The 17017-nt window shown below is 32.3% G+C and carries 17 protein-coding genes; 12 read left to right on the top strand and 5 right to left on the bottom strand.

The features are described 5' to 3' along the window. Nucleotides 1-77 precede the first annotated feature (77 nt). Nucleotides 78-857 (bottom strand): 5'-nucleotidase C-terminal domain-containing protein, encoded by a 780-nt coding sequence (locus O6P34_RS11995; RefSeq protein WP_269684748.1) that lies wholly within the window; start codon nucleotides 855-857, stop codon nucleotides 78-80. A 47-nt stretch (nucleotides 858-904) separates the two neighbouring features. On the opposite strand from O6P34_RS11995, the gene O6P34_RS11990 reads away from it, so the two are divergent. The 12 genes from O6P34_RS11990 to O6P34_RS11935 all read left to right on the top strand — a co-directional run bounded on the left by O6P34_RS11990 (nucleotide 905) and on the right by O6P34_RS11935 (nucleotide 12761). Next, nucleotides 905-1423, top strand: coding sequence for a DUF6913 domain-containing protein (locus O6P34_RS11990; RefSeq protein ID WP_269684747.1), 519 nt, complete (start codon nucleotides 905-907; stop codon nucleotides 1421-1423). 6 nt (nucleotides 1424-1429) lie between these two features. Further along, entirely contained in the window at nucleotides 1430-2311 is an 882-nt protein-coding gene (dapA, locus tag O6P34_RS11985; RefSeq protein WP_269684746.1) for a 4-hydroxy-tetrahydrodipicolinate synthase, read from the top strand. A gap of 137 nt (nucleotides 2312-2448) precedes the next feature. Further along, a complete protein-coding gene (locus O6P34_RS11980; protein ID WP_269684745.1) occupies nucleotides 2449-3243 on the top strand; it encodes an outer membrane protein assembly factor BamD in 795 nt (264 codons plus the stop codon). An 8-nt stretch (nucleotides 3244-3251) separates the two neighbouring features. Further along, nucleotides 3252-3569, top strand: coding sequence for a DNA-directed RNA polymerase subunit omega (locus tag O6P34_RS11975; RefSeq protein WP_026709525.1), 318 nt, complete (start codon nucleotides 3252-3254; stop codon nucleotides 3567-3569). Between the two features lie 9 nt (nucleotides 3570-3578). Continuing rightward, nucleotides 3579-4793: a bifunctional phosphopantothenoylcysteine decarboxylase/phosphopantothenate--cysteine ligase CoaBC gene (coaBC, locus tag O6P34_RS11970; protein WP_269684744.1), complete on the top strand. Its 1215-nt coding sequence runs from the start codon at nucleotides 3579-3581 to the stop codon at nucleotides 4791-4793. Beyond that, nucleotides 4786-5670, top strand: a complete 885-nt coding sequence (gene porD / locus O6P34_RS11965; RefSeq protein WP_269684743.1) for a type IX secretion system protein PorD — start codon at nucleotides 4786-4788, stop codon at nucleotides 5668-5670. Before coaBC ends, porD begins: the two co-directional genes overlap by 8 nt. Before the next feature lie 53 nt (nucleotides 5671-5723). After that, nucleotides 5724-7376 (top strand): DNA repair protein RecN, encoded by a 1653-nt coding sequence (gene recN / locus O6P34_RS11960; protein WP_269684742.1) that lies wholly within the window; start codon nucleotides 5724-5726, stop codon nucleotides 7374-7376. 112 nt (nucleotides 7377-7488) lie between these two features. Then, nucleotides 7489-8679, top strand: coding sequence for an enoyl-ACP reductase FabV (gene fabV, locus O6P34_RS11955; protein WP_269684741.1), 1191 nt, complete (start codon nucleotides 7489-7491; stop codon nucleotides 8677-8679). A gap of 122 nt (nucleotides 8680-8801) precedes the next feature. After that, nucleotides 8802-9800: a glycosyltransferase family 2 protein gene (locus O6P34_RS11950; RefSeq protein ID WP_269684740.1), complete on the top strand. Its 999-nt coding sequence runs from the start codon at nucleotides 8802-8804 to the stop codon at nucleotides 9798-9800. A gap of 1 nt (nucleotide 9801) precedes the next feature. Further along, nucleotides 9802-10398, top strand: a complete 597-nt coding sequence (gene coaE / locus O6P34_RS11945; protein ID WP_269684739.1) for a dephospho-CoA kinase — start codon at nucleotides 9802-9804, stop codon at nucleotides 10396-10398. 59 nt (nucleotides 10399-10457) lie between these two features. After that, on the top strand, nucleotides 10458-12044 hold the full coding sequence (locus O6P34_RS11940) for a sensor histidine kinase (protein WP_269684738.1): 1587 nt from the start codon (nucleotides 10458-10460) through the stop codon (nucleotides 12042-12044). Nucleotides 12045-12047: 3 nt separating this feature from the next. Then, nucleotides 12048-12761, top strand: a complete 714-nt coding sequence (locus O6P34_RS11935) for a response regulator transcription factor (RefSeq protein WP_269684737.1) — start codon at nucleotides 12048-12050, stop codon at nucleotides 12759-12761. A gap of 111 nt (nucleotides 12762-12872) precedes the next feature. Here O6P34_RS11935 and argH read toward each other — a convergent pair whose 3' ends face one another. The 4 genes from argH to O6P34_RS11915 are packed head-to-tail and all read right to left on the bottom strand — an operon-like array spanning nucleotide 12873 to nucleotide 17001. Continuing rightward, entirely contained in the window at nucleotides 12873-14153 is a 1281-nt protein-coding gene (gene argH / locus O6P34_RS11930) for an argininosuccinate lyase (RefSeq protein WP_269684736.1), read from the bottom strand. A 58-nt stretch (nucleotides 14154-14211) separates the two neighbouring features. Continuing rightward, nucleotides 14212-15282, bottom strand: a complete 1071-nt coding sequence (locus O6P34_RS11925) for a M20 family metallo-hydrolase (RefSeq protein WP_269684735.1) — start codon at nucleotides 15280-15282, stop codon at nucleotides 14212-14214. Further along, on the bottom strand, nucleotides 15279-16064 hold the full coding sequence (gene argB / locus O6P34_RS11920) for an acetylglutamate kinase (RefSeq protein WP_269684734.1): 786 nt from the start codon (nucleotides 16062-16064) through the stop codon (nucleotides 15279-15281). The genes O6P34_RS11925 and argB overlap by 4 nt, the downstream gene beginning before the upstream one ends. Then, complete coding sequence (locus O6P34_RS11915) at nucleotides 16054-17001, bottom strand: N-acetylornithine carbamoyltransferase (protein ID WP_269684733.1); 948 nt, start codon at nucleotides 16999-17001, stop codon at nucleotides 16054-16056. The genes argB and O6P34_RS11915 overlap by 11 nt, the downstream gene beginning before the upstream one ends. Nucleotides 17002-17017: the final 16 nt, after the last annotated feature.

Raw genomic sequence — 17017 nt, 5'->3', positions numbered from 1 at the left:
GCGTGGGATTTTCTCTGCAATCGGGGCTAGGCATTCTATTTTTTCAGGACTATTTTTTTTAGCGGGACATTAAAATTTTACTCAACAGTAATTCGGACATCTTTTGTAACAGGAATAGTATCCACTTCTTTGAAATAATCAATCAGAATGTTTCTTAGCTTATAATCTAAATCAAATTTCTGAATCCCTTTTTTGAAGAAGTTCATATTATCTCCGCCATTAGATAAATAATCATTTGTTGCCACATAATAAATAGCTTCTTTTTCAACCGTTTTTCCGTGCACAAGTACGTTTTTTGGTTGATTATTTTTGTCAATAGTAAATGACATTCCAGCTAATGGATGGGCTTTTTTAGTTACTATAAAATAGTCAACCAATTCTAAAATTTGTTCTCCTTTCAATGCAATAACAACAAGGCTGTTTTCAAATGGCATGATTTCAAAAGCGGTTCTGGAAGTTACATTCCCCTTTGGAAGAATTGAACGAATCCCGCCGTTGTTGAGTAAGCAGATATCGATATTCTTTTTTTCTCTGGCATTAAATACAAGATTTCCTCTCTGTAAAGTAACATCAGCCATCAAATTACCAATTGTAGTTTGCCATTCTCCAGAACTTTTATCTAATGTTTCCGGGCAATACGCTAAAACACTGTCTAAATCTTTGTTGATATGTTCTCGATACGGTTTAATAAAGTTTTCAATTTCAGGGACTTGATTTTGCTTTTCGGTAATCGGAATTCGTTTCCCCTCTATTTTAGAAACATAATAGGGTTGCTTGCTGCAGGAAATAACAAAAAAAAGTGTTAAGAATATAACAAAAAGTTTTAAAACACCGTTATACTTTTTTAGATTTACCATTTTAAATGTGACTTAATTAATTAATTTTGTAAACAAGTAAAAGTAGTATGTTTTTAAATTATATAAAGGATTTTATTGTAAAAAAAACATTAAAAAACAGGTTGCATAATGTAAAAACAAATGCTGCTTCTGATGGTATACAAACAGTTGGTTTACTTGTAGATGAGAGTTATTTTTCGGATAAAGAAGACTTGGTAAAAGAATTAGTTACCAATGGAATTGAAGAGAAAAACATCAAAATTATAGTTTACAGGGATAAAATTAAAAAGAATGAGCAGTACATTCAACCTACTTTTGGTGCAAAACACCTTAATTGGAACGGAACTGTTTCGGATCCTGTAATAAATGATTTTATTAAGGAAAAGTTCGATTTGTTGATTAGTTATTATGATGTCGAAAAAGCAACTTTGTTGTTTATCACCCATAATTCAAAAGCCCAATTCAAAGTTGGATTTTCCTCAATAGACAAGCGACTGAATCATTTGATGATTAATACCAATGCCGAAAATTACAAAGTTTTTGTGCATGAATTATTCAGATATTTAAAAATATTAAACAAAATATAATCTAATATGCAATCATTAATAGGAACTGGTGTTGCTCTAGTAACTCCTTTCAAACAAGATTTTTCAATTGATACAGAAGCATTAAAAAGAATTGTAAATTTTTCTATTGACGGCGGAATTGAATATCTTGTGGTATTGGGCACCACAGCCGAAAATGCAACTTTATCACAAGAAGAAAAAGAATTAGTTATTGATTCCGTAATTGAGGCTAATAATGGCAGATTGCCTTTAGTCCTTGGAGTAGGAGGGAATAATACTTTAAAAGTTGTTGAAGAATTAAAAACGAGAGACTTTTCAGCATTTACAGCGATACTTTCTGTTTCTCCATATTATAATAAACCAACTCAAGAAGGAATATATCAGCATTTTAAAGCAGTTGCCGAAGCTTCTCCAATACCTGTAATTTTGTACAATGTACCTGGAAGAACCGGGAGTAATATGTTACCGGCAACCGTTCTGAGATTAGCGAATGATTTTAAAAATGTAGTTGCTATCAAAGAAGCAGCAGGAGATTTAGTTCAAGCGATGCAATTGTTGAAGAATAAACCTAACGATTTTATGGTTATTTCCGGAGATGATATGATTGCTTTACCTATGGTTTTAGCAGGAGGATCTGGCGTTATATCCGTAATTGGACAAGGTTTCCCAAAAGAGTTTTCAGAAATGATTCGATTAGGACTTAACCGAAAAGTAGATGAAGCATTCAAATCGCAGTACCTTTTAGATGAATGTATCGACATGATTTTTGAGCAAGGAAATCCTGCAGGAATCAAACAAGTGTTTCTGTCATTGGGAATAGCGGAGAATACCGTTCGTTTACCATTGGTTACAGTTGACGAATCATTAGCGAATCGAATCAACCAGTTTATCAAGAATATCGATAAATAAGCCCAATAAATACCGCTTTTTTTTAAGCAAAAAAATATTTTGTAGTAGCTAAATTAATACCTAAATTTGCCACCGAAACTTCGGTATGATTTTTTATAGGTTGAATTCGATTGAAAAATCATAATAAAAGTAAAAAAATGAAAAAAATAGTATCTTTATTGCTTGTTGTTCTTTTTTTGGGTTCTTGTAACGAATACCAAAAAGCATTAAAATCCGAAGATGTTGCTGTTAAATTCGATATGGCCAGTAAATTATATGATGCTGGAAAGTATTCAAAAGCCATTCGTATTTTTGAACAAATTGCGCCTGCTTACAGAGGGAAACCTCAGGCGGAAAAATTGTTCTACATGTTTTCACAATCCTATTTTAAGACCAAACAATATTATTTAGCCGGTTACCAATTCGAAAGCTTTGTTTCAAGTTATCCAAAAAGCGAAAAGTTACAAGAAGCTTCCTTTTTAGGGGCCAAAAGCTACTCGATGTTGTCTCCAGTTTACAGTTTAGATCAAGTTGATACGATAAAAGCAATTGATAAATTACAGTCATTTATTGATAATTATCCAAATTCAGAATATTTAGCAGAAGCCAATGCAATTGTAAAAGTATTAAATGAAAAAATAGAGAAAAAGGTTTATGAAAATGCAAAAGGATATAATACGATTTCCGATTATAAATCAGCCTTAGTTGCTTTTGATAATTTTATAGCAGATTATCCTGGAACACCTTTTAAAGAAGATGCTTTGTTTTACAAATTAGATTCAGCGTATCAATTAGCAATCAACAGCGTTCCTGCAAAAATGGAAGATCGATTGAATGTAGCTAAAACAGCGTATTCTAACTTGATAAAATTTAATGCTGAAACTCAATACAAAGAAAAAGCGGGTGACATGTTTGCCCGAATAGAAAAAGATTTACAAAAATTTACTAAATAAAAAAAGTCATGGATTTAAAAAAGACGAATGCTCCAGTAAATACAATAACATACAACAAAACTGTTATTGAAGAACCTACTGGTAATGTGTATGAAGCGATAACCATTATGGCTAAAAGAGCAAACCAAATCAATTCTGAAATCAAAAAAGAATTGACTGAGAAATTGGAAGAATTTGCTACATATAATGACAGTCTTGAAGAAGTTTTTGAAAACAAAGAGCAAATTGAGGTTTCAAAGTTTTACGAAAAATTGCCTAAGCCACATGCTTTAGCCGTTCAAGAATGGTTAGACGGTAAAATTTACCACAGAGATTCAAATAAATAAGCTACAACAATGTCAGTTTTAAACGGTAAGAAAATTTTACTAGGTATTTCTGGTGGAATTGCTGCCTATAAAACAGCTTCATTGGTACGCCTTTTCATAAAAGCAGGTGCACATGTCCAAGTGATCATGACACCTGCTTCTAAGGATTTTATAACTCCTCTAACGTTATCTACGTTATCAAAAAATCCTGTACATTCCACTTTTTACAATCAAGAAGAAGAAAACAACGGAACTTGGAATAATCATGTCGAATTAGCACTTTGGGCTGATTTGATGCTTATTGCTCCTGCAACTGCCAATACATTATCAAAAATGGCTAACGGCACTTGTGATAATCTTCTGATGGCAGTGTATTTATCTGCAAAATGTCCTGTTTATTTTGCCCCGGCAATGGACTTGGATATGTACAAACATCCTACTACAATTGCTAATTTTAGTGCTTTAACTCAATTTGGGAATACATTGATTCCTGCTGAAAACGGCGAGTTAGCCAGTGGTTTATCAGGAGAGGGAAGAATGGCGGAACCGGAAAATATAATTGCCTTTTTGGAAGCCGATTTAGAAAGCAAACTACCACTTAAAGGAAAAAAAATACTGATAACTGCGGGGCCTACATACGAAGCAATAGATCCTGTGCGTTTTATAGGGAATCATTCTTCGGGAAAAATGGGATTTGATATTGCATTGAGCGCAGCAAATTTAGGAGCTTCGGTAATACTAGTTTCCGGTCCTACAAATTGCAAAGTTCATAATTCTTTGATAGAAGTTATTCCCGTTGTTTCGGCTCAGGAAATGTACGATGCCTGTCATGAGCATTACGCAGATGTAGATGTTGCGATTGCAGCAGCTGCAGTTGCTGATTATAAGCCAAAGAATGTTGCCACCCAAAAAATAAAAAAAGCGGCTGACGAGTTTACAATTGAACTCGAAAGAACAAAAGATATACTGGCTTCTTTTGGAGCAAATAAAAAAAATCAGTTTTTGATTGGATTTGCTTTGGAAACCGAAAATGAAATTGAAAATGCGAAGTTAAAAATTCAGAAAAAAAACTTAGATTTGATAGTCTTAAATTCTTTGCAGGATAAAGGGGCAGGTTTTGGAAAAGACACAAATAAAATTACTTTTATCGATAAATCTTTCCATATTGAACCTATGGAATTAAAATCGAAAGAAGCAGTTGCGGATGATATACTAAACAAAGTAATAGCCTTTTTTTATGAATAAAATAATTGCTTTTTTCTTCTTTTTTGTTTGTTCACTATCACAAGCACAACAGTTGAATTGTACGGTTACCGTTAATGCACAAAGGCTTTCTAATGCTAATCAACAAGTTTTTAAAACCTTGCAATCTTCATTAACTGAGTTTGTAAATAAAACAGATTGGACGGGGCAAGCCCTGAAGCAAAACGAAAAAATAAACTGTTCGATGTACATTACGTTGTCATCAAATAATTCAGACCAATTTACAGGAACTATCCAAGTGCAGTCTTCAAGGCTAATTTTTAATTCGTCTTATTCTTCACCGGTTTTAAATTTTAATGATAAAGACTTTAGTTTTACCTACACAGAGTTTGAAAATTTACTTTATAATCCTTCGGTTTTCGAATCTAATTTGGTTTCTGTAGTATCTTTTTACAGTTATATGATTTTAGGTATGGATGCTGATACTTTTTTGCCACTAGCGGGTAATCCTTATTTTGATTCTGCCCAAAATATTGCTAATGTAGCACAACAAGGCGGTTATAAAGGTTGGAGTCAATCGGATGGAAATCAAAACAGGTATTTTTTAATAAATGATATGCTATCTCCAACTTTTGTAGAGATTAGACAGACTTCTTTAAATTATCATGCTGGATTGGATATAATGCACCAAGATTTAAAATCAGCTAAAGAAAAGATAAAAACAGCGGTACTTAATCTTAATAAAGTAAACGTATTACGACCAAATGCATTTTTGACCCGTGTATTTTTTGATGCTAAATACGACGAAATTGTTTCTGTTTTTTCTGGTGGCCCAAGTATTTCTATAACAGACTTAGTTGAGAATTTGAATAAAATTTCCCCTTTGAATTCCAGTAAATGGGCATCAATTAAGTATTAGTTGTTTTCTTTTATCAGTACAAAACCTAGTTTTTCATTACAAAATATATATAAATGATTACATCACTATCGATAAAAAACTATGCCTTAATAGAAAAATTATCTATTGATTTTTCTAAAGGTTTTTCAATTATTACAGGAGAAACAGGTGCCGGTAAATCGATAATATTAGGAGCTTTAGGACTCGTTTTAGGAAAAAGAGCCGATTTAACTTCATTGAAAAACAAAGAAGAAAAGTGTATTATTGAAGCGCACTTTGAGATTTCAAAATATAACTTACTTCCATTTTTTGAGGCAAATGATTTAGATTATGAAGAGGATACAATTATTCGACGTGAAATCTTGCCTTCGGGAAAATCAAGAGCATTTATAAATGACAGTCCTGTAAACCTTCAGGAATTGCAGGAATTAAGTTTGTATTTGATTGACATTCATTCGCAACAACAAACTCAGGAACTTTCGGATGAAAATGTTCAATTTAAAATTATTGACGCTATTGCGAATAATCAACACGATATTTTGCAGTATCAAACTCTTTTAAAAAGTTATAAAGCGGATAAATCGCATTTAAATATATTGCTCAAAAGACAAGGCGATTCGATAAAAGAACAAGAATACAATACCTTTTTATTAGAAGAATTGGTATCGGCACAACTGAAATCAGGAGAACAAGAAGTGCTTGAAGCAGATTTTGAGAAACTCAATAATGTCGAAATAATAAAAGAATCAATTGATAAATCCTTGGCTATTGCCAATGAAGAACAAATTGGGGTTTTGGATCATTTGAAAGAAATTAAAGTTTCTTTACAAAAAATTGCTTCTTTTTCACCGGATTATCATTCCTTATTAAAAAGAATAACAAGTATTACGATAGAATTTGATGATATTTCAGATGAACTAAACCGATGTTCAGAGAAATTAATAAATGATCCGGAACAATTAGAATTAATCAGTCAGAAGTTACAGTTGATTTTTAATTTGCAAAAGAAGCATCAGGTTACTACAGTAGATGAGTTATTGGAAATCCAAACTAAATTAGAAAATTCTATTTTAGAGATTGGAAATTTAGAAGAGGAAATTTCAGAACTATCGCATACTATTCAAGAAAAAACCATTGCATTAGATGCTTTATCTACCGTAATTCATGAAAATAGAGTAGGATCAATTCCTGTTTTATCTCAAAAATTAATTGCGATTTTAGAAACATTAGGAATGCCTAATGTGCGCTTTAACATTGATATTAATGCTACTCCAAACTATTATGCAAATGGAAAAGATGAAATTCAATTTTTGTTTTCGGCGAACAAAGGAACTGATTTTGGATTGTTGAAAAAAGTGGCTTCGGGCGGAGAAATGTCAAGGATTATGCTGGCTGTTAAGGCAATTTTAGCGCAATATTCAAAATTACCAACTTTAATTTTTGATGAAATTGATACGGGAGTTTCTGGAGAAATTGCTATTCGAATGGGTGAAATCATGAAAGAAATGAGTACTTCAATGCAGATTTTTGCTATCACACATTTACCACAAATCGCAGCTAAAGGAACCGCACATTTCAAGGTCTATAAGTCTACGGTTGGCGATGATACTCAATCCGAATTAAAGTTGTTGAATACTGATGAAAGGGTTGTGGAAATAGCACAAATGTTATCTGGAACTGTTGTTTCGGATTCAGCCTTAAATCATGCTAAAGCCTTGCTGAACTAAAAAAATGAGCTATATTTGCCATTCAAATTCAATAAAATTTAGTTAAAAATTAAAAAATATTTTCGGATTTAAAGAGCTCCGATTAACAAAATAAATTAACGAATAGCCTGATATGATTATAGAACCTAGAATGAGAGGATTTATTTGTTTGACATCTCACCCAGAAGGATGCGAACAAAATGTTAAAAATCAAATTGCATATGTACAATCTAAAGGACCAATCGATGGTGCTAAAAAAGTATTGGTAATTGGAGCTTCAACCGGTTTTGGTCTGGCTTCGAGGATTACAAGTGCTTTTGGATCTGATGCCGCTACAATTGGCGTGTTTTTTGAAAAACCTCCTTTGGAAGGAAAACCGGGATCTCCAGGTTGGTATAATTCTGCAGCTTTTGAAAAAGAAGCTCATAAAGCAGGATTGTATGCAAAAAGTATCAATGGAGATGCTTTTTCTAATGAAATAAAAAAACAAACTTTAGACTTAATCAAAGCTGATTTAGGTCAAATAGATTTAATCATTTACAGTCTAGCTTCGCCAGTTCGTATTCATCCGGTTACAGGTGTTTTGCACCGTTCTGTTTTGAAACCGATTGGATCTACTTTTACTAACAAAACAGTTGATTTTCATACTGGAATTGTTTCTGAAATTTCGATAGAGCCATGTAATGAAGAAGATATTGCAAATACTGTTGCTGTAATGGGTGGTGAAGATTGGGCAATGTGGATTGATGCTTTAAAATCAGAAAATCTATTAGCTCCAGGAGCTACGACTGTTGCTTATTCTTATATTGGGCCATCATTAACGGAGGCGGTGTATAGAAAAGGAACAATTGGTCGTGCCAAAGATCATCTTGAAGCTACTGCATTTTCTATTTCGGACAGTTTGAAAGACATTAAAGGAAAAGCTTTTGTTTCTGTAAATAAAGCTTTGGTAACACAAGCAAGTTCTGCAATTCCTGTAATTCCATTGTATATTTCATTGTTATATAAAATAATGAAAGAAGAGGGAATTCATGAAGGATGTATTGAGCAAATTCAGCGTTTGTATCAAGACAGATTGTATTCTGGAAATGAAATTCCAGTTGATGAAAATGGAAGAATCCGTATTGACGATTGGGAGATGAGAGAAGATGTACAGGCTAAGGTAGCAAAATTATGGTTAGAAGCAACTACAGAAACTTTACCACAATTAGGAGATTTAGCTGGATACAAACAAGATTTTCTTAATCTTTTTGGATTTGGATTCGAAGGAGTAGATTATTTAGCAGATACAAATGAAGTAGTAAGAATTTCAAGTATAGCTTAATTAATTTATCCTCATATCATACTAAACCATCAATGAATAATTGATGGTTTTTTTATGGATAAAGAGTATATTTGTTAAAATTTAAAATCACAAAATACACACCATAATACGTATTAATAATTATGCTTTTTTCTCTAATTATACCTGTTTACAATCGTCCAGATGAAGTTGATGAACTATTAGAAAGTTTGTCACAACAAGATTATACCAAAAATTTTGAAGTTGTAATAGTTGAAGACGGTTCTTCGTTGCGGTGTGATGATGTGGTGCGCAAGTATGCGGGTAAATTGCATTTGTCATATTGTTATAAAGAAAATTCAGGTCCGGGAGATTCAAGGAATTATGGAATGAAAAAAGCAAATGGAGATTATTTCATCATTTTTGATTCTGATTGTATAATTCCAAATCACTATTTATCCGAAGTTGATAAAGCTTTAAAACAAAATTATGTCGATTGTTTTGGTGGGCCGGATAAGGCATTAGATAGTTTTTCGGATATACAGAAAGCGATTAATTTTGCTATGACTTCTTTTTTGACAACAGGAGGAATTCGTGGTGGTTCTGAGAAAATTGACAAATTCCAACCTAGAAGTTTTAATATGGGAATGTCCAGAAAAGCTTTTGAAGCATCAAAAGGTTTTGGAAATATTCATCCCGGAGAAGATCCTGATTTATCAATACGGTTGTGGAATTTAGGTTTCGAAACCAAACTTTTTACAAAAGCATTCGTTTATCACAAAAGAAGAATTGATTGGGATAAATTTTCGGTTCAAGTGAATAAATTTGGTAAAGCAAGACCTATTTTAAACAGTTGGTATCCACAATATAATAAACTGACTTTTTTCTTTCCTACGGTATTTATAATTGGATTTTTTCTTTCAATAGTATTGCTTCTTTTTAATCAGGATACTTTACTTCAATTGTATATTCTATATTTTTTGGTATTGTTTTTGGTGTCTACTTATCAAAATAAAAGTCTAAAAATAGGATATTTATCTCTAATTGCAGTTTGGAAACAGTTTTATGGTTATGGTTTGGGTTTTTTGAAATCGTATATCAAAGTAATTATTATGAAACAAAAACCTCAAGAAGCTTTTCCGGAATTATTTTTCAAAATTTAATATGACAAAAATAATTGGGTTGACAGGTGGTATTGGAAGTGGTAAAACTACGATTGCCAATTATTTTTCAACTTTGGGAATCCCAGTATATATAGCCGATGATGAGGCAAAAAAGCTGATGGAATCCTCGGAGGTCAAAGATTCAATTAAAGAAAAATTTGGAGAAAGTATTTTTGACAATACTATTTTGAACAGGGCAAAACTAGCGGAGATTGTTTTTGCAGATTCAGAGAAATTAGATCAACTCAACGCGATTGTTCATCCGGCAGTACGAAATCATTTTGAAAAATGGTTGCTAAACCATAAAGCCTCTCCGTTTGTTATTTATGAAGCTGCAATTTTATTTGAAAGTGGCAATTATAAAAACTGCGATTATATAATAACAGTAACGGCACCTTTAGAGTCTAGAATTCAAAGAGTTATTGAAAGAGATAAAACAAACCGAGAACAGGTTTTAAAAAGAATAAACGCACAATGGAATGATGAACAACGCATTTCAAAAAGTAACTTTATAATTGATAATAGAAATATTGAAACTGCAAAACTGAAAGCAGAAGAAATTCTTAAAATTTTAAATATTCAACAAAATGAAGGTTAGATGTTAATATTTGGTTAATCTATTATTTAATATATTGTTAAAATACTAATTTTGTTTCGATGAATAAACTTTTTTTTAGATTGTTAGTTTTATTGATGAGTCTGTCCTTAATAGGGATAATTCTTGTCCAAGTATATTGGTTTAATACCTCGTTTAAAAATAATGACGAACAGTTTAAATTTCATGTAAAACAGGTTATTGGTAATGTCGCCGACAAACTTCAAAAACAAGAAGCTTACAGTTTTTATGATAAGATAAATCATTATAAAGACAGTACGGGAAAAGTTCCAAAAAAAGATGATTTATTGGAATTTTATTATGTTCAAAAAAATCCAAGAACGAATAAAACAATTATTTATTCTAACAGTATTATTTCTGAAGATTACAATATATCGCCTTCGTTCTTTGATAAAAAATTTGATAGTGAAAAATTTAAAAGTTTTAGTTCTAAACGTGTAACTGAAGTTTATAACAATAATAATATAGTTGATAATTCCGGAACCAGTCAAAGTTTAATACCAGACGTAAGGGTTGAAAAATCAGGGAATCTGGACATTTTGGATAATGCGCTTTTTGAAATTTCAGCAAAAGATGTTTTGTCTGCAATGCCTTTAGAAGAACGTGTTTCGAGAGATGTTTTGCAAAAACTGATAAAAAAAGAATTAGAAGAATATGGTGTGAAAACTAAATTTGAGTTTGGAATATTAAACAATGGTATTCAGACTAAAATACGATCTAGTGATTTTAAATACGATAAAAATGCAACATATTCCATTCCTATTTTTACAGATAATGAAGGGAATGAAAAATATAAATTACTAGTTACATTTCCGCATAAAAAGAAATTTTTATTGTCAGAACTCGTTAGTATAACAATATTGTCTATCATTTTTACGCTTATTATTATTATAGCTTATTCAAGTGCGTTAAGTCAATTGATTCGTCAACGTCAAATTTCTGAAATCAAAAATGATTTTATTAATAATATGACCCATGAGTTTAAAACACCAATTGCCACTATCAATTTGGCTCTTGATGCAATAAGAAACCCGAAAATAATTGATGATAAAGAGAAGGTATTGCGATATCTGCAAATGATAAGGGACGAGAATAAAAGAATGCATGCCCAAGTTGAGAATGTGTTACGCATTTCAAAATTAGAGAAAAAAGAATTGGATATTGAAAAAGAATCCAGCAATATTGAGGATATTATTTATGATGCTATCGAGCATGTAAATTTGATTCTTGAAGACAGAGAAGGTTCTATAACAACACATTTTGATGCTGCCAGAACTTCAGTTTTAATCAATGATGTACATTTTACCAATGTGATTGTGAATATATTGGAAAATGCGATTAAGTATTCACCCAATACTCCAAAGATTGATATTTACACGGAGAATATTAAAGATATGGTTCTCATAAAAGTAAAAGATAATGGTTTGGGAATGAGTAAGGTGGCTCAGAAAAGAATTTTTGAAAAATTTTACAGAGAACATACAGGCGACATTCATAACGTAAAAGGACATGGATTAGGTTTAGCCTATGTTAAAAGAATTGTAGAAGACCATAATGGTCAAGTTTATGTAGAAAGTGAAAAGGGAAAAGGAAGTACCTTCATAATAAAAATACCACTAATAAATTAAAATATGGAAAATGTAAATAAAAAAATACTTTTAGTTGAAGATGACCTTAATTTTGGTGCTGTACTAAAAGACTATTTAATGCTGAACGATTTTGATGTTGTTTTGGCGAAAAACGGTATGGAAGGTTTTGAAAAATTCAAAAAAGATTCCTACGACTTATGTATTTTAGATGTAATGATGCCTTATAAAGATGGATATACTTTAGCAAAAGAAATAAGAGAGAAAAACAACGAAGTGCCTATCATTTTTTTAACAGCAAAATCTATGAAAGAAGATGTGTTAAAAGGATATAAAGCCGGAGCTGATGATTATCTTAATAAACCTTTTGATTCAGAAGTATTATTGATGAAAATTAAAGCTATCATTCAAAGAAAATCATCTGATACTAAAGCGGAGCAAGTACAATTTGAGTTTAACATCGGTAAGTTTCATTTAAACTCTAAATTGAGATTTTTAACTTTTGGTGACGAAGAGCCTATAAAGTTATCTCCTAAAGAAAATGAATTATTGAAAATGTTGATTCTTCATGAAAATGACTTGATGCCAAGAGAATTAGCATTGACAAAAATTTGGAGAGATGACAACTATTTTACATCACGAAGTATGGATGTTTATATCGCTAAATTAAGAAAGTATCTTAAATTAGACGAAGATGTAGAAATCTTAAATATTCATGGTGAAGGATTTAGATTGGTTGTAAAAAATAAAGTTGCATAAAAACAAAAACGAAAGCTCTGAGAAATCAGAGCTTTTTTTATTTAAAATTTTAGAATATAAAAAAATCCATTCAACATGGAATGGATTTTTATAAATGGGATTTATTTTGAATTAATAAGACCGCTTCATTTTTTCCTTTATAGCTTCTAAGCATAAGTTATTGATGCTTCCTTCGTGTGTATGTTTGGTCTCTTTTGGAGACTGAAAACTACCATTTTCTAATTGCTCTGCTACTGCTTTGTAAGCGTCTCTGAAAGGAATTCCGGCAACAACCATTTCGTTTAGTGTGTCTACAGTAAAAAGGTAATTGTATTTTTTATCTGCTAGTATATTATCTTTTACTTTGATATCCTTGATAGAAAAAATAGCAATATCTAAACAGGCTTTTAGATTTTGTATTGCAGGAAACAGCCCTTCTTTCAACAATTGTAAATCTCTGTGGTAGCCACTTGGAAGGTTATTAGTAATCAAAGTGATTTCATAAGGCAAAGCTTGAATTTTATTGCATTTACCACGAATCAATTCAAAAACATCAGGGTTTTTCTTGTGTGGCATAATACTGGAACCAGTTGTAAGGTGAGCCGGTAAACTGATAAAATCAAAATTCTGACTCATATACAAACATACATCCATTGCAAATTTTGACAGTGTAGCTGCAACACTGCTCATGGCAAAAGCAACCGTTTTTTCAGACTTTCCACGGCTCATTTGAGCGGCTACCGAATTAAATTTTAAGGTTTCAAAACCTAATTCCTCTGTTGTGAATGTTCTGTTGATAGGAAATGAACTTCCGTAACCCGCAGCTGAACCTAATGGATTTTGGTCCACAATTTTTAAAGCGGCATTCAACATCGTTACATCATCAATTAAAGTTTCAGCATAAGCAGAAAACCACATACCGAATGAAGATGGCATTGCAATTTGAAGATGAGTATATCCTGGCAATAAAACATTCTGATGTTTATCTGCCGATTCCATAAGTAAATCGAACAACGTTTTTACTTGCTCTTTTAGTTCTTTAACAACATCTTTAAGATATAAATTAACGTCAACTAAAACTTGATCGTTGCGGGAACGGGCAGTATGAATTTTTTTTCCAGCATCTCCTAATTTCACTGTCAGTAAATATTCGATTTTAGAATGTACGTCCTCAAAACTGTCTTCTATTTCAAAATTCCCTTTCTCTACATCTGCAATAATTTCTTCTAAAGCCAAAACCAAAGAAACCGTTTCTGAATCAGTCAGAAGTCCAATTGTGCCAAGCATTTTTGCGTGAGCAATAGAACCTAAAGCATCATATTTAGCTAAGACCAAATCTAATTCTCGGTCATTTCCTACTGTAAAATGTTCAATTTGCTTATCTGTTGGTATTCCTTTTTCCCAAAGTTTCATAGGTGTATTTTTTTGTATCGTATTATATCAAGGACAAGTTTTGACTTGTCCGTACATATTATTGTTTGAAAAAGTTAGTTAGAATTTTGATATACAATTGAATTCCTTCTTCAATTTCGTTTATAAATATAAATTCGTCAGCAGAGTGGGACCGCAGGGTTTCGCCAGGTCCTAATTTTAATGATTTACAGCTCAAAACTGATTGGTCAGAAAGGGTAGGAGAACCATAAGTTGTTCTTCCTAATGCGATTCCGGCTTGAACTAATCCATGATTAAGTGGAATTGAAGATGCGTTTAAATGCATGGAACGCGGATTGATTTCGGCTGTCAGATGCTTTCTTACCGTTTCTAAAATTTCGGTATTGTTGTAACAATCATTGACTCTTATATCAACAACCAAATGGCATTCAGCTGGAACAACATTGTGCTGTTTCCCTGCAGTTACTTGCGTTACGGTCATTTTTACAGGTCCTAAAACATCAGATATTTTTTCGAATTGAAAAGTTTTGAACCATTCAATTACAGACATCGCATTGTAAATAGGATTATCAGGATTATTGTGCGCAGCATGACTTGCAGTTCCTTTTACGATTACATCCAATACCAATAATCCTTTTTCGGCAACAGCTAATTGCATTAAAGTAGGTTCTCCAACAATGGCACATTCGAGTTCCGGTAACTGTTTCAAAACGCTGTTTAGTCCATTTTTACCGCTACTTTCTTCTTCCGCAGAAGCGACCATTACAATATTGTAAGGCAAATTTTCATTGGAATAAAAATGAACAAAAGTAGCCAAAAGTGAAACTAAACAACCGCCGGCATCATTACTACCTAATCCAAATAATTTACCATCTTTTACAATGGCTTCAAATGGATTGTTGGTATAACCTTGATTTGGTTTTACAGTATCGTGGTGAGAATTTAGTAAAAGCGTTGGTTTGTTGGCATCAAAATGTTCATTGAAAGCCCAAATATTATTATTTTCTCTTTTGAAAGGGATGTCATTTTGTATAAACCATTTTTCAATCAAAAGTGCTGTTTGAGCTTCTTCGCTCGAAAAGGAAGGAGTCTCAATCAGTGCTTTTAGTAACGTAATGGCTTCTTGTGTAAGAGTTTCTATATTTTTCATAAAGTGATAGTGGTATACAATGCCTTCTTGTCTTGCAACATTCGGTGATGCCCAATTTTTATTTTTTGAACTCCTTTAGACAAACTATTAAAACAGTTGTCTAATTTTGGAATCATACCTGAATGTATCGCTTTTTCGGCTTTTAATTTAGCATATAATTCTTGATTTATAGACGTGATTACTGACGAATCATCTTCGGCATCATATAATACGCCTTGTTTTTCGAAACAATAATTCAAAGTTACTTCAAAAACTTCCGATAGGGCAATGGATAATTCACTTGCAATTGTATCAGCATTAGTGTTCAATAATTGTCCTTTTTTATCGTGCGTTATGGCACAAAAAACAGGAGTGATTCCGTTGATAAGTAAAGTTTCTAATAAAGAAGTATTTACTTTTTTCACATCGCCTACAAAACCATAATCTATTGTTGGATGGTTTCTTTTTTCCGATTGGATTAGATTTCCATCAGCTCCGGAAAATCCCATGGCATTAGTCTCATTTGCCTGTAATTGCGCAACGATATCTTTGTTGATTTGTCCCGCATAAATCATCACTACTACATCAAGCATTGCAGCATCTGTGATACGTCGCCCATCAATCATTTGGGGAACCAGACCAATACTTGTTGCCATTTTCGTTGCTGATTTTCCACCGCCGTGAACAAGCACTTTGTATCCTTCAATTTTAGAAAAATCAGATAAAAACTGTGCTAATTCGATTGGATTGTCAATGATATTTCCTCCAATTTTTATTAGGGTTAATGGTTTTTTATTTTCCATTTTCTAATATTTTTTGCAACACTAATTGTGCCGAATAGGTTCTGTTATTGGCTTGCTCTATAACAATAGAATTTTCGCTGTCAATCACTTCGTCAGAGACAATTACATTACGTCTTACGGGTAAACAATGCATGAATTTTGCGTTATTCGTAAGTGCCATTTTTGCGGCATTCACAGTCCAATTAGGATCTGAATTTGTTATTTTTCCGTAATCGTTATAATTACTCCAGTTTTTGGCATAAATAAAATCAGCATTTTCAAAAGCTTTATTTTGATCATATTCAATTGTTGAATCTTTCGTTATTTCTGGATTCAATTCGTAACCTTTTGGATGTGTAATCACAAAATCAGCCTCTTGTAATTGCATCATTTGTACAAATGAATTTGCTACAGCCTGAGGTAATGCTTTAGGATGTGGTGCCCAAGTCAAGACTACTTTTGGTCGGTGAGTTGTTTTGTGTTCTTCCATAGTTATCGCATCTGCAAGCGATTGCAAAGGATGTCCGGTTGCACTTTCCATATTAACAACGGGAACAGTTGCATATTTTAAGAAACCAGTAAGAACAGTCTCGGCATTGTCTTTTTCTTTGTCTGTCAATCCTGCGAATGCTCTGATAGCAATAATGTCACAATATTGCGAAACCACTGCAGCTGCTTCTTTGATATGTTCTGAAGCACCTTGATCCATAATTGCTCCATCACCAAACTCCAGCGTCCAACCTTCATTTGTAAAATTCATTACCATCACATTCATCCCCAAATTTAGAGCCGCTTTTTGTGTACTCAAACGAGTTCTTAAGCTTGGATTAAAAAATAACATTCCTAAGGTTTTATTCTTCCCTAGTTTTTTATTTTTAAGTGGATTTTTCTTGATTTTTAAAGCCTGTTTCACCCATTTTTGAAGGGAATCTATATTTTCTATGGAGATGTAGTTCATTGTAATTATGAATTAT

The organism is Flavobacterium lacustre, from assembly GCF_027474525.2.
GTDB classification, from domain to species: Bacteria; Bacteroidota; Bacteroidia; order Flavobacteriales; family Flavobacteriaceae; genus Flavobacterium; species Flavobacterium lacustre.
The sequence above is the reverse complement of the archived record's forward strand: the minus strand, read 5'-3'. Positions and strand labels throughout refer to the sequence as shown.

Bases quoted from the DNA above. Each gene is read 5' to 3' on its own strand.
- argH (WP_269684736.1), bottom strand. From the start codon at position 14,153: ATGAAACTTTGGGAAAAAGGAATACCAACAGATAAGCAAATTGAACAT.
- O6P34_RS11915 (WP_269684733.1), bottom strand. From the start codon at position 17,001: ATGAACTACATCTCCATAGAAAATATAGATTCCCTTCAAAAATGGGTG.
- coaBC (WP_269684744.1), top strand. From the start codon at position 3,579: ATGTCAGTTTTAAACGGTAAGAAAATTTTACTAGGTATTTCTGGTGGA.
- porD (WP_269684743.1), top strand. From the start codon at position 4,786: ATGAATAAAATAATTGCTTTTTTCTTCTTTTTTGTTTGTTCACTATCA.
- fabV (WP_269684741.1), top strand. From the start codon at position 7,489: ATGATTATAGAACCTAGAATGAGAGGATTTATTTGTTTGACATCTCAC.
- O6P34_RS11925 (WP_269684735.1), bottom strand. From the start codon at position 15,282: ATGAAAAATATAGAAACTCTTACACAAGAAGCCATTACGTTACTAAAA.
- recN (WP_269684742.1), top strand. From the start codon at position 5,724: ATGATTACATCACTATCGATAAAAAACTATGCCTTAATAGAAAAATTA.
- dapA (WP_269684746.1), top strand. From the start codon at position 1,430: ATGCAATCATTAATAGGAACTGGTGTTGCTCTAGTAACTCCTTTCAAA.
- O6P34_RS11940 (WP_269684738.1), top strand. From the start codon at position 10,458: ATGAATAAACTTTTTTTTAGATTGTTAGTTTTATTGATGAGTCTGTCC.
- O6P34_RS11950 (WP_269684740.1), top strand. From the start codon at position 8,802: ATGCTTTTTTCTCTAATTATACCTGTTTACAATCGTCCAGATGAAGTT.
- O6P34_RS11990 (WP_269684747.1), top strand. From the start codon at position 905: ATGTTTTTAAATTATATAAAGGATTTTATTGTAAAAAAAACATTAAAA.
- O6P34_RS11975 (WP_026709525.1), top strand. From the start codon at position 3,252: ATGGATTTAAAAAAGACGAATGCTCCAGTAAATACAATAACATACAAC.
- coaE (WP_269684739.1), top strand. From the start codon at position 9,802: ATGACAAAAATAATTGGGTTGACAGGTGGTATTGGAAGTGGTAAAACT.
- O6P34_RS11935 (WP_269684737.1), top strand. From the start codon at position 12,048: ATGGAAAATGTAAATAAAAAAATACTTTTAGTTGAAGATGACCTTAAT.
- O6P34_RS11995 (WP_269684748.1), bottom strand. From the start codon at position 857: ATGGTAAATCTAAAAAAGTATAACGGTGTTTTAAAACTTTTTGTTATA.
- argB (WP_269684734.1), bottom strand. From the start codon at position 16,064: ATGGAAAATAAAAAACCATTAACCCTAATAAAAATTGGAGGAAATATC.
- O6P34_RS11980 (WP_269684745.1), top strand. From the start codon at position 2,449: ATGAAAAAAATAGTATCTTTATTGCTTGTTGTTCTTTTTTTGGGTTCT.